This window comes from Corynebacterium sp. HMSC14B06 (assembly GCF_001807075.1).
Taxonomy (GTDB): domain Bacteria; phylum Actinomycetota; class Actinomycetes; order Mycobacteriales; family Mycobacteriaceae; genus Corynebacterium; species Corynebacterium jeikeium_D.
The window spans coordinates 140736-154099 of the sequence record NZ_KV787392.1 but is presented as its reverse complement, the minus strand read 5'-3'; the positions used below and the strand labels follow the sequence as shown (position 1 = coordinate 154099).

General features: G+C 56.8%; 9 protein-coding genes. 1 reads left to right on the top strand and 8 read right to left on the bottom strand.

What is annotated here, in order from left to right:
- Positions 1-253 precede the first annotated feature (253 nt).
- Positions 254-1717 (bottom strand): amino acid permease, encoded by a 1464-nt coding sequence (locus HMPREF3130_RS08085; RefSeq protein ID WP_070429720.1) that lies wholly within the window; start codon positions 1715-1717, stop codon positions 254-256.
- Positions 1718-1815: 98 nt separating this feature from the next.
- Positions 1816-3024 carry a lycopene cyclase family protein gene (locus HMPREF3130_RS08080; protein ID WP_070429719.1) on the bottom strand — a complete coding sequence of 403 codons (1209 nt, stop codon included), beginning with the start codon at positions 3022-3024 and terminating at the stop codon, positions 1816-1818.
- A 20-nt stretch (positions 3025-3044) separates the two neighbouring features.
- Here HMPREF3130_RS08080 and HMPREF3130_RS08075 point away from each other — a divergent pair, with 20 nt between their 5' ends.
- Entirely contained in the window at positions 3045-4676 is a 1632-nt protein-coding gene (locus tag HMPREF3130_RS08075) for an ABC-F family ATP-binding cassette domain-containing protein (RefSeq protein WP_038625400.1), read from the top strand.
- Here the strand turns inward: HMPREF3130_RS08075 and HMPREF3130_RS08070 are convergent.
- The 6 genes from HMPREF3130_RS08070 to acnA form a co-directional block, all read right to left on the bottom strand.
- On the bottom strand, positions 4673-5431 hold the full coding sequence (locus tag HMPREF3130_RS08070) for a response regulator transcription factor (protein ID WP_240593345.1): 759 nt from the start codon (positions 5429-5431) through the stop codon (positions 4673-4675). The genes HMPREF3130_RS08075 and HMPREF3130_RS08070 overlap by 4 nt on opposite strands.
- Positions 5424-7700: a sensor histidine kinase gene (locus tag HMPREF3130_RS08065; RefSeq protein WP_016422760.1), complete on the bottom strand. Its 2277-nt coding sequence runs from the start codon at positions 7698-7700 to the stop codon at positions 5424-5426. Before HMPREF3130_RS08065 ends, HMPREF3130_RS08070 begins: the two co-directional genes overlap by 8 nt.
- 45 nt (positions 7701-7745) lie before the next feature.
- Positions 7746-8492, bottom strand: a complete 747-nt coding sequence (locus tag HMPREF3130_RS08060; RefSeq protein WP_082149796.1) for a glutamine amidotransferase — start codon at positions 8490-8492, stop codon at positions 7746-7748.
- Between the two features lie 47 nt (positions 8493-8539).
- A complete protein-coding gene (locus HMPREF3130_RS08055; RefSeq protein ID WP_070429718.1) occupies positions 8540-9289 on the bottom strand; it encodes a glutamine amidotransferase-related protein in 750 nt (249 codons plus the stop codon).
- Between the two features lie 142 nt (positions 9290-9431).
- Positions 9432-9998, bottom strand: coding sequence for a TetR/AcrR family transcriptional regulator (locus HMPREF3130_RS08050; RefSeq protein WP_016422763.1), 567 nt, complete (start codon positions 9996-9998; stop codon positions 9432-9434).
- A 222-nt stretch (positions 9999-10220) separates the two neighbouring features.
- Positions 10221-13007 carry an aconitate hydratase AcnA gene (gene acnA / locus HMPREF3130_RS08045; protein WP_080971469.1) on the bottom strand — a complete coding sequence of 929 codons (2787 nt, stop codon included), beginning with the start codon at positions 13005-13007 and terminating at the stop codon, positions 10221-10223.
- Between the last annotated feature and the right edge of the window lie 357 nt (positions 13008-13364).

The window sequence follows — 13364 nt, the reverse complement described above, 5'->3', positions numbered from 1 at the left end:
ATCCATGATGCAATGACCGCCTGACCCTACCGCCTGAAAGCGTCATAAACTTGCACAGTTTCACATCTGCAGCCCGTATTCACACGAGCATCCCCGCAATTTTTTCAAGCTGTCCGACTCGGAGTTAAAAACGACCCCACCTGGCACTGAAAAGTGCCAAGCGGGGTCGCTATTGTCTTCGACTGCTAATCCAAGTTGTGAGAGTTAGATGCGAGATGCATAGCTACTCGCATCTATTCACAGCCCTTCGCAGCTATTCGCGAGTCATGTCTGCGGTGGCCGGGTCAACGAGCTTGGAGCCCGTGACCTTCTTATGGATGAACCACAGCAGGACGAATACCGGAATACCCAGGTACGGAGTGAGGATAGCAAAGATATTTTCGCCAGTACGGATCGGATCAAGTGCCTGTCCTGCCACCACAAAGAAGCACATAATCAGTGCCAGCACAGCACCGGCGGGGAAAAAGTTCGCCTTGTAGGGAAGCGAATCCAACGGGATATTTTGGGCTTTCAGACACTTGCGGAAGCGGTAGTGGCTGAAAGAGATACCAAACCAGGTGATAAAGCCCGCGAGCGCAGACAGCGTCAGCAAGAAGGTGTACGCCACACCATCGCCTACCAATGAGGTAATGAAGCCAGCCATACCGATGACAGCGGTGGCAATCAGAGCGCGCAGCGGAACGCCATGCCCAGAAAGCTTGCCAAAGTAACGCGGAGCGTGTCCCTGACGGGCCAGGGAAAACAGCATACGAGTGGACACATACATACCGGAGTTACCCGCGGACAACACCGAAGTCAGAATGACAGCGTTCATCAGGCCAGCGGCAATCGCGATACCTGCGCGTTCAAAGACCAGGGTGAACGGTGAAATGGAAATATTGTCCTCGGCGGCATTCAGAAGATTCGGGTCCGTGTACGCAATAAGGAAACCAATAACAGCGATGGCACCGATGTAGAACAGCAAGATACGCCAGAAGATAGTGCGAATCGCGCGGGGAATCGTGCGCTCAGGATCTTCAGCCTCACCTGCTGCTACACCAACCATCTCGGTGCCCTGGAAGGAATAGCCAGCTACGACGAAAACGGCCAGCAGTCCCATTCCGCCATTGACGAATGGGGCGTCGCCCGTGGTCCAGTTTTCGAAGCCGGGGGAGGCCCCACCCAAGATGCCGAAAATCATGCCGACACCAAGAACGAGGAAGACGATGACGGTAATGACCTTGATGGTCGCAAACCAAAACTCACCCTCGCCGAATGCACGTGCGGACAGGGCATTCAGCCCGAATAGAATCGCGAGGAAGAGCGCGGACCAGATGATTGAAGGCACATCCGGGAACCAATAGCGCATCACCAGCGCAGCAGCGACGAGCTCTGCGGCCACAGTAATCGCCCAGTTAAACCAGTAGTTCCAGCCCATGGCAAAGCCGAAGGATTCTGAGACGTATCGGCGACCGTACTCCTGGAAGGAACCGGGCACCGGCAGGTAAGCGGCCATCTCGCCGAGAGACTGCATAACCAGCCACACCATGATGCCGATAAGAGCGTAAGCGATAAGCGCACCGCCTGGACCGGCCTGCGAAATGGTCGCACCGGAGGCAACAAACAGGCCCGTACCAATGGCACCACCAATGGCAATCATGTTCAGGTGGCGAGCTCTCAGCCTGCGCTGAAGCTTATGGTTTTGTGAGGAAGTCTCCTCAGATTGCGTCGAAGTCATTCATTTATCATAAGCGTTTGTACTCCGGTGAATGCAAAAACCACACCGCTTTAATTGTTGGTATCACCCCACAAATCGGCTGATGTATATGCTCCCGGTCAACGAGTTCTCCATCTCCCAGGTCCCCGCACAAACCCAGCGATGAGCTTTCCGCACGTACGCGGACTCATTTTCAGCAAAGGCACGGCCACTTTCGCCATAGCGCGAAGCGTCGTCAGTGGGGATGTCCCTATCAAATAGGCAAAAACGTCCTTCTCCGGCAACGAAAAGAACGCCCGGAAAAACGCACTCGTCTGTCGTGCATCGAACCCCAGCAACGCCGCGAGCCCACGTTCGCGTAGCCATCGCTGCAATCGCATGCTTAACGACGTCCCCAGCGTCCGGCTTCCCTTCTTTTCCATATCGGCCAAGAAGCGGTCGACATCTTCGATAACCGAACCCACCGAGTAACCAGTGGCAGGATGCATCCAACCACCAGCAAAGCCGAAGAGAGTGCCCATGGATGGTCCACTGTGCGTCACGTCACCGCGGCGAGAGGGAAGGTTTGCCAGTAGGGGAAAGGACACCACTTCTTCGTCGATGGCCAGATCTTCCGAAAGCCCCAGGGACTTCAACCGTGCACTTTGGCGTCTACGCAACAGCGCTAGAAGTACGGAGTCATCGGCCTCACCGCCGCTGCCGACTGGCGCACCGGCTTCGCCACGATACCCGTCAACCATAGGAGTCGGAGTAGCGAGAATGGTCTCTTCAATGAGGAAGGTCCTGTCATCCAAGAAAATGCGATAGGAGAAACTAGCCGGCTCTGTCGCTGGGTCAACCGGTTCAGCCGGAGTGAAGTCCATGAGGACTGCGCGGCGGTGGGCGCTGGGGACGTCGTCAAGCGAAAAGATGTGCCCGATGGCGAGCTGCCGTACCTGCCCACCTCGCCCGACTGCGGCGTGCGTGCGCCCGGTGGTGACAATTGTGATGTCAGTACCCGTGGTTTCGGAATCGGTGAGCGCGCGGCGTTCGATGTGGAAACCGCCCAGTTTTTGCAGGCAGTCCTTGTTAACAACGCCGTAGTTGCGGGCGAGCTGACGTTCGGTGCCGTCGGCAAGAATGACGCTGGGTTGAAAGGTGGCGGCAAGGAAGTCGCTGGGCAACCAGTCGGGGAGTTGGTCGCACCAGAGACCAATCGTCGAGGGCAGTGTGCCACCGGCTGGGTCATAAGCGGTGACATCCCAGCCGCGAGCGGATGCACGGTGGGCGGCGATTCTTCCGGCGGGCCCGAGGCCGACGACGGAGGCGGTCACGGGAAATGAAGTCATAACTGGTAGGCTACTCGTTCGTGATTGTGACCCATGACCTTGAAGTCCGAGTCGGCGCCCGTACCCTGCTCACTGCGCCGGGTGAGCAGCTGCGCGTCCAGCCGGGAGACCGGATTGGACTCGTCGGGCGAAATGGTGCTGGCAAAACGACGACTATGCGTATTCTCTCCGGTGAAACTGAACCCTATGGCGGTTCAGTAGTGCGCTCTGGCTCGATTGGTTACCTGCCACAGGACTCGCGCGAGGGCAACATCGACATCTCCGCCCGCGACCGTGTGCTGTCGGCGCGAGGTCTTGACCAAATCCGCCGCAGCATGGATCGCCAACAGGAGATCATGGAGACCGCGACCACTGACACGAAACGCGATGCGGCGATTCGGAAGTTTTCGCGTCTCGAGGAGCGCTACCACGACCTCGGCGGCTACGAGGCGAACGCCGAGGCAGCCCGCATTTGCGACGCGCTGGGGTTGCCGGAGCGCGTACTCGACCAGCCGCTGAAGACGCTTTCGGGTGGTCAGCGCCGCCGCGTCGAGCTTGCGCAGATTCTCTTCGCCGCTACCGAAGGCTCGGGCAAGTCCGCCACGACGCTGCTTCTCGACGAACCGACGAACCACCTCGATGCGGATTCGATTACCTGGCTGCGCGAATTCCTCAGTAAGCATGAGGGCGGCTTGATTATGATTTCGCACGATGTCGAGCTGCTCGAGGCCGTGTGTAACAAAGTCTGGTTCCTCGATGCGGTGCGCGCCGAAGCTGATGTGTACAACATGGGCTGGAAGAACTACCTGTCGGCACGCGCGACCGATGAGGCTCGACGTCGCCGTGAGTTCGCTAACGCGGAGAAGAAAGCCAGCGCACTGCGCAAGCAGGCCGAGAAGCTAGGCGCGAAGGCGACGAAGGCCCGTGCGGCCAAGCAGATGGTGGCTCGCGCTGAGCGCATGATGGACAGTCTCGACGAAGTCCGCGTCGAGGATAAGGTCGCCCACATTTCCTTCCCCGAGCCGGCGCCCTGTGGCAAGACTCCGCTCAACGCCACGGGACTGACCAAGATGTATGGTTCGTTGGAAGTCTTCGCCGGTGTGGATCTTGCGATTGACAAGGGGTCCCGCGTGGTTGTCCTCGGCTTCAATGGCGCTGGTAAGACGACGCTGCTGAAGCTACTCGCCGGTGTGGAGCGCACCGATGGCGAAGGCGGCATTGTCTCCGGCCACGGCCTGCGCATCGGCTATTTCGCCCAGGAGCATGACACGATTGACCCGGACAAGACTGTCTGGGAAAACACGGTCTACGCCTGCCCTGACGTCAACGAGCCGGAACTGCGGAGCCTGCTCGGTGCCTTTATGTTCTCCGGCGACAAGCTGCAGCAGCCAGCGGGAACCCTCTCCGGTGGTGAGAAGACGCGTCTGGCGCTGGCGACGCTGGTTAGCTCCCGCGCAAACGTCCTGCTTCTCGACGAGCCCACTAACAACCTCGACCCGCAGTCCCGCGAACAGGTTCTCGATGCACTTCGCACTTACACCGGGGCCGTCGTTCTGGTTACCCACGATCCAGGTGCGGTCAAGGCGCTAGAGCCCGAGCGCGTCATCGTGCTTCCCGACGGCACCGAAGACCTCTGGAGCGACGACTACATGGAAATCGTCGAGCTGGCTTAAGACGGATCCATTGGCCCTGGCAGGTAACCGTCCTGCTGAGCGAGCCTATACATCTCCGACTTGTTAAGGCTGTTCTCGGCCCGGCCAGCTGCCGCATACTTGGCTCGAATACGACCCAAGTAGTCCAACACGGTGTTCGGTGTCAGCCCTGTCATCGACGCGACTCGCTTCGTCGACTCACCGGAGGCGTAAAGCTCCAGTACCTCACGCTGGCGTTCTGACAAATCGACAGAGTCGAGCAGGGGATCAGAGTCAACTACCGATGCCCATTCTGTAGTCAGCGCGCCCTTGCCAAGTGCCGCCAGCCGTACTGCAGACACGATTGTCTCCGGGGTTTCCGATTTCTGCACAACCCCCATTACTCCGGTACGCACTGCCTTTCGGACAAGGTATGGGCTTTCAGCTGACGAGAGGATGAGCACGTGATCGGTAACCAATTCCAGCGACAGAACGTTCTGCGCTGGATCTGAATTATCCGCCAGCCGTAGATCCAGCACGACCACATCCAGGCGGTCATCGGTGCCCACATCGGCCAGTAGCTCCGGCACAGTTCGATAACAGCCGACGAGCTCAAAGTCTGGCTCTGCAGAAAGCAGGGTTTCGAGCCCCTGCAGAGTCAAGGCATGATCATCAATCGCAGCAACGCGAAGCAAACGATCCGACTGCACGCTGTAATCTCCGATGTTGTCGGAGTCAATTGCAGCCGAGACGTCGATGGAAGCATTGCTCATTCCCGCAATATTCTCCCTAGTCACGTGACATCACTATCCTCTCACCGGCTTCATCAAACCTTTGCACTCCATTGTCATCAGAAATAGATGCAAATGCACGTCTGCCCGGGGGCAATAGGCGAATTGTTACCGATCCTTCTTCGGCGTTATCGATTGCTTCGAGGAAGTTCGGCATCAACTTGGCCACCGCGGAATCGTCGTCGACAAGCGGAATACGGCGCACATCGGTGCTATCGGAAACGGCCTGCGTGTGATTGCGGTCATCGAGGAGCCGGACATGAACACCTCTTGCGCGGGCATCCCAAACAGCTTGGTGAAGGGACCCAACATTTAGATGCGGCGAACGTAGGACGTCTCGGAGAAGCTGCTCTGTAAGCCGCGCACGCAACTGCAGTCGCGGGGTCGGTTCTTCCAAAACTGCAGCGGCGCTAAAAATGGGGCCGACCCGGCGCTGCAGCCATTCGTAGTTACTCTGGCTGCTAATTTCGTACTCTTTGGCGGCCCCGGCAGCGTACAGCGCACGATTATAATCCTGAATAGACTGCGGAACGGTGCGCATAAAAAAGCGGACCATGATGGACGTCAAAATTCCCGCGACCAACATCACGGAGCGAACTAACAGGTCAACTCCAGAGATACTGATGTGGGTCGTATCCGAGGGGGCAAAGGGGAAGAACTTGAGAAGCTCCACCATGATCGCGCCACCGAGCACTGAATTCAGCGCAACCCAGGGGCGGCCGCGGATGGCGAGCAATGCAGATGCAAAAGAAATTAAGCTAAAGTGCCAGAAATACGACCATTCCAAATTATTTGGAATGGGCTGGTAGAGCCCCACCACAGCTAATACAACGATCGCGACACCAGTTACGATTGCACGGGCTAACGGCAATTGTGAATGGCGGCCATACATAATCAGCCCGAGAAGGCCGATCGCTAATGCCAGACTGATTTGCCCGGCCGCGGTAAATAACTGTCCATTACTGACTAGAACCATGAACAACACGCCGACGATCGCGCCGTAGAACTGCCAGGAAAAAACAATTGACATTCCCATGAGGTCATACAGCGATGTCGTGTGAGCGGAGGAATCGACTACATCTTCCTCTTCCACAGGAGAGGTATTACCGTGCCATTTGAGAATAACCTGAGTACCTTTCCCAGGCTTTGAATTAACGAGAGCATCTCCACCGCGAAGGGCCTCCATTCGCCCTTTAACGCTCAACCGGATACCTGCACGATGCGGGTCAATTCCCTCGGGGTCGAACCCGGTGCCATCGTCACGAAAATCAATGGACACCTCTCCCGAGGCAACACGAATGTGGCATTTCTTTTCCGCTGCGGCACCTGCGTGACGCTTGGCATTATTTGCCACCTCGGTTGCGGCTAATAGGAACGTGTTAGCAACTTCTCCTGGCAGCCGAACTGGACCGCCTTCTTCGCTGGTGTCTAGCGTTACCGAAATGTCGGGGCTCACCGACATCAATTGCGCCCGTACAGCCTCAGCAAAAGTTCTACCGCTTACTGTTTGCCGAGGCGAGAAAAACAGCCCAGTCTGCTCGTCTAGCGAGAAGTCAATCTTAGAGCCCTTACCGATTGCAGACAGTGCGGCCAATACATAGTCATGGACATAGGCGTTGAAGCTGCTCATCGCCTCGCCGCGGACACGCATACGCTCCGCTCTCTCATTGACCTTCCGAGAGTTCTCGTAGGTGAAGTCAATAAGCCTTGCGACGGGTTGTGCAGAGCCTGCAATAATCACAAATGGAAAAGTGTTGATGAGATTGAAACCAACATCCGACAACATGTCGAGCCAAAAAGTGTGTCCCAGCAACCACGAATTAATGACCGCAATAAGTCCGGGAACAAATACCATCACGGACAAACTGATGTGGAGTGGCACTGTCAGAGCAAATGCAGCGAGGGCTAAACCTGAAAATGGGCTATACCAGAGCGCATTTCCAACGAGGTTATGAGGGAGATCCCAATAGGTTGAAACCAACATCAGGAAAACCAACATGATGTACATCGGCACACGCAGTGCGGTAATAAGGCCTCGCCGCGTATTATTAATCACAGCCCAAATCAGCAACATATCGCTGAGAATGAATATGAGCAGTGATGCAAAAGGGAACCAGTGGCTCAGAAAGTTTTCAAAGGGGACAGAACGAACAGCCGATTCAACCTGCCACAAAAAGCCGGTGACGGCAATAATAATCGCGCCGGATCGCAGCACAGACATTTCAATTGATGGTGACTGTCCGGCAAGTGCCGAATCGGGATTCCACCTCTCCATGCGACAATCACATTCCTTTTGCTTATTGCCACTAGATAAAACTAATTAGTCTCTACATGCGGTATGGAGCCGAGCGAAATTCTGAAGAATACGCCCACTTCGAGCAACATCCAACTGTCGCGCGGCCGACACCGCTTTAAGATCTGTTCCTGGTAAATAGTAGCCCTCATTTGCGTAAATCTGGAGACGCTGGGCAAACGTGTTGGCATCTAATTCCGGGTGAAACTGCGTCGCATATGCATTGTGGCCCAACCGAAACATCTGTACGGGGCAGTCCTTTCCAGTTGCCAACAACGTAGCGTCGACAGGCAGTTCTTCGATGGCCTCCTTGTGGCCGACGATGGCGTGAAAGTGGGCCGGTAAACCATCAAGAATTGGATCTGATTCGCCATCTGGAGTTGCAGCTACTTCGATTACAGCTGCCTGCTCCCCGTGCTTGCGGGAGACACGGCCATGGCCAGCAGTACCGAGCAGGCCGACGCCATAACAAGCTCCGAAGAAGGGGAAGTCTCGTTCGAGCACTTCTGCCAACAAATCCTCGAACCAGGTCTCGACTTCCTTCTGTAGATAGCTCTTATCGTCATCAGAGGCGTTAAAGGGACCTCCGCCAACGATTACGCCCGAGTAGTTATCTAGATTCAGATTCCCCGGACGAGACTGTTCCAGGCGAATTTGATGCAACTTTGCCGGCGCCAATGCACACCTCCTGGCAAATGAGAGATGTTCAGCGTGAGCTGCGGCATCTTCGCCGCGTGTGGAAAGCAGGAGGAAGGGCTTGGCGGAGGTAGACATTTGCGGGAACAAATTTCGTGAAAAAGGGAGCTAGAGGGGGACGGAGACTACTGCACCACTAGCAGGCTCGGATTGGCTGCATGCGTACATACGTGCATAAATCGGGGGATGATTGACGAGACGGCCTGGAGGTCCACATCAGATACCTTTAGTCGAATCGCGTCGACTTCCTCCGGGTCAAAGTAACCGACGTCGGTGTAGAAAGACATTCTGCGGAGCAGTCCGTTAGCATTCATCTCCGGATGAAATTGGGTAACCCAGTTATTCGATCCGATCGAGTACATCTGCACCGGACAGGTTGGACCTGTGGCAAGCAAAGTTGCGTGATTGGGAAGTTCCGCAACGGATTCCTTGTGGCCAGTCAACGCATAAAAAACCGGAGGCAACACCGAAGCTATTGGATCTTGAGTGGCGGCTTCGGTGAGCTCTACCCGGGTAGAACCCGCTACTTCGCCGTGGCGCAGGTTAACCAAACCACCCGAAGTAAAGGCTGTGTAGCTAGCGCCGTAGCAGATAAGCAGTGCGGGGACAGGACTCCTAAGTACGTCGTAAAGCACATCGTGCGAATACTTCTGCAAACCTGAATGCTCAAGGTCGGTGATGTTAAATGGGCTGCCTCCGACAAATACGCCGTCATAGGAGGTCAGGTCGGGCAACATAGCGCCGACAGCGTCAATGGTAAACAGGTCCAACTGGCTGGGCTCAAGCCCGGTGGAATCCAGAAAGTCCTGGTACTCGGCTTGCCCCGCACCATCTGCGGGGCGGAGCGCCACCAACAAAAACTTACCCACACTCATAAATAGACAGCTTAGTCCATATTGAGTGAAATCTATGCATCTTCACCGGTCAAACGGGGTAAATGCACGGCAGAAAGCCGAAACCCGCTCCCGTATTAGGGGAGCGGGTGGTACGTAACGCTATCAGGCCTAGCCTGAGTGGCTAGTCCTTGCGCCGTAAGCTGTCTTCAACTAAATCAAGCACGGAATCCAATTCGTCGACAGTGCGACCAGATGCCAGACGAACGATGATGCCATCGAGCATCAGCTCGAGAAAAAGCTGCATCGTGCGAACCGAATAATCCGACCGTAGGGAGCCGGATGAGGATGTCTGGGTCAATCGGTGGGCAACAGCGTCATCCAATTGATCCTGATGGCCCAACCATTGGCCCTTAAACTCCGGATCGCTGCGAAGGCGACGGGCAATCTCAAGGCGAGTTCCCAGCCAGCCATGCTTGTCTGGGTTCGCCACGATGTCACGCATTACTTCCACTAAGCCGGAAGCCTCCGCGACTTCCGCCATATTTGCGGCATCTTCTTCGGCCAATGCTAAGAACAGACCTTCTTTGGATCCGAAGTGATGGAAAATAGCACCGCGAGACTTACCGGTAGCGGACTCCAGACGAGAGACCGTTGCGCCGTCGTAGCCGAATTCTGCAAAGCACTGCCGAGCGCCGTCGAGAATTTCGTGCCTCCGTTGAGCTAAATCCTGGTTACTCACTTTTGGCATAAGGAAACTCTTTTCTTGCCGGCGACGCCCAGGGACATGTTTCACTGCATGACGTGGCAGCGCCATTCCTATACTTCCCAAGCCTCAGTTTGGTTGGGGTAGAGAAACCCGAGGCCGGCAGGGCGCTAGCCCGTGGGGTATGAATCCGCGGGCTAGCGCTACCTACCGGCCTCTAGAAGCGCTGCTTGTAACAAGCCCTAGCGCGCACGAGTCAAAGGGAAACTAGTTGCCCTTGATCATGTTGCGCAGGACGTACTGCAGAATACCGCCGTGGCGGTAGTAGTCAGCCTCACCAGGGGTATCGATGCGGACCACAGCGTCGAAGTCGAAGGACTCGCCGTTTTCCTTGGTAACCGTAACCTTGACGGTCTTCGGGATGGAGCCGTTGTTCAGCTCCTCCAGACCAGCGATGTCGAAGGTCTCAGTGCCATCGATGCCCAGGGACTTCCAGGACTCACCCTCCGGGAACTGCAGCGGAACAACGCCCATGCCGATGAGGTTCGAGCGGTGGATACGCTCGAAGGACTCAGCGATAACAGCCTTGACGCCCAGCAGCAGGGTGCCCTTAGCTGCCCAGTCACGGGAGGAACCGGTGCCGTATTCCTTACCACCAACGACGACCAGCGGAGTGCCAGCCTCCTTGTAGTTCATGGCAGCGTCGTAGATGAAGGCCTGCGGGCCACCCTCCTGGGTGAAGTCGCGGGTGTAGCCACCGGTAACACCGTCAAGCAGCTGGTTCTGCAGGCGGATGTTAGCGAAGGTGCCGCGCACCATGACCTCGTGGTTACCACGACGGGAACCCAGGGAGTTGTAGTCCTTGCGCTCAACGCCCATGGAGTCGAGGTACTGAGCAGCCGGGGTGCCCGGCTTAATGGAGGAAGCCGGGGAGATGTGGTCGGTGGTCACCGAGTCACCCAGGGCAGCAAGGACGCGAGCGCCCTTGATGTCGGAAACCGGTGCCGGCTCCATTTCCATCTCGTCGAAGTACGGTGCCTTGCGGATGTAGGAGGACTTGTCGTCCCAAGCGAAGGTCTTGCCCTCCGGGGTCGGCAGGTTCTGCCAGCGCTCGTCACCAGCGAAGACATCCTTGTAGTCCTCGTCGTACAGCTCGGAGGAGATGGAGGCCTCGATGGTTGCTTCGATCTCTTCGGTGGACGGCCAAATGTCGCGTAGGAAGACATCGTTGCCCTCTGCGTCCTGACCCAGGGCGTCAGTTTCGAAGTCGAAGTCCATGGTACCGGCGATAGAGTAAGCGATAACCAGGATCGGGGAGGCCAAGTAGTTCATCTTCACGTCAGGGGAGATGCGGCCTTCGAAGTTACGGTTACCGGACAGAACCGCGGTAGCAGCCAGGTCGGCCTCGTTGATGGCGGAGGAAATCTCAGCCGGCAGCGGACCGGAGTTACCGATACAGGTTGCACAACCGAAGCCGGACAGGTAGAAGCCCAGAGCCTCGAGGTCCTTCCACAGGTCAGCACGCTTGAAGTAGCCGTTAACAACCTGGGAGCCCGGAGCACAAATGGTCTTGACCCACGGCTTAGCCTGCAGACCCTTCTCGACTGCCTTGCGTGCCAACAGACCAGCACCAATCATGACCGACGGGTTGGAGGTGTTGGTACAAGAGGTGATGGAAGCGATAGCGACCATACCGTGGTCGAGCGTGTACTCGCCGCCCTTCGGGGAAGTGACGGTAATCGGGGAGCTCGGGCGACCTTCAGCGCCGTTAGCGGCGGACTCGCCGTGGCCCTCGCGGGACTCGTTGTAGTCTGCAGCCAGCTCGGAGGTCGGTGCGGAAGCCTTGACAGCGCCCTTGATCTCGCCGTCGGAGTAGTTGTGCAGGTCCTTGCGGAACTGCTCCTTGGCGGAAGCCAACTCGATGCGGTCCTGCGGGCGCTTCGGGCCAGCGATGGACGGAACGACGGTGGACAAGTCCAGCTCGAGGTACTCGGAGTACTCAGCCTCCGGAGTGTTCTCGTCCAACCACATGCCCTGAGCCTTGGCGTAAGCCTCGACGCGCTCCAGGGTCTCCTTGTCACGGCCGGTCAGGGCCAGGTACTTGACGGTCTCATCGTCGATCGGGAAGATTGCGGCGGTGGAACCGAACTCCGGCGACATGTTACCGATGGTTGCACGGTTAGCCAGCGGCAGCTTGGAAACGCCAGCGCCGTAGAACTCTACGAACTTGCCGACGACGCCGTGCTGGCGCAGCATATCGGTGACGGTGAGCACAACGTCGGTTGCGGTAACGCCCGGCTGAATGTCGCCAGTCAGCTTGAAGCCAACGACGCGCGGAATGAGCATGGAGATCGGCTGGCCAAGCATTGCGGCCTCAGCCTCAATACCACCGACACCCCAGCCCAGGATGCCCAGGCCGTTCTGCATGGTCGTGTGGGAGTCAGTACCAACACAGGTGTCCGGGTATGCCAGGCCGTTGTTCTCGAAGACAACGCGAGCCAGGTACTCGATGTTGACCTGGTGGACAATACCGGTTCCCGGAGGAACAACGCGGAAGTTGGAGAATGCGCCAGTACCCCAACGGAGGAACTTGTAGCGCTCATCATTGCGCTGGTACTCAATCTCGACGTTCTTAGCCAGAGCGTCTTCGCTACCGAAGGCCTCGATGATGACCGAGTGGTCGATGACCATCTCTGCCGGGTTCAGCGGGTTAACCTGATCCGGGTCGCCGCCGAGAGTCTTAACAGCCTCACGCATGGTAGCCAGGTCAACAACACAGGCGACGCCGGTGAAGTCCTGCATAATAACGCGAGCAGGGGTGAACTGAATCTCGATCGACGGATCAGCCGAAGGAACCCAGTTGGCGACAGCCTTGATGTGCTCCTCAGTGATGTTGGCGCCATCTTCGTTGCGCAGCAGGTTCTCACCGAGAACCTTCAACGAGTAAGGCAGCTTCTCCATACCCGGCACGGCGTCAAGAGCGAAGTAGTCATAAGACTTGTCTCCGACCTCAAGCTTGCGCAGGGCGTTGAAAGAGTTCTTGCTTTCAGCCACAGTCAGCTCCATTTCTATTCGGGTGAATTGTCGCCTTAACTGAAGAGTCCGGCACTCGAATTTCGGCTCTCCACAAGGCATAGGTGCGATCACGCCGCCCCTTATCAACCAATTAAAGCAATAATCACGACGCGGGGCACACGAGCCCACACACACGTTTTTAAGGAAGCGTTACCGTCCTTGCATCAACAATAACAGTACGAACGTTCTGTATGTAGATTGCTCGCGGCGCGCCGAGTCACGCTACCCCCGTTCACATCCAGAGCAGGCCATTATAGATAGGACAAACGAAGCAGCATCTCCGCCAAATTGGGGCGCGTGGAAACCATTCTCACGCAAAACAGGAGCACGATACGG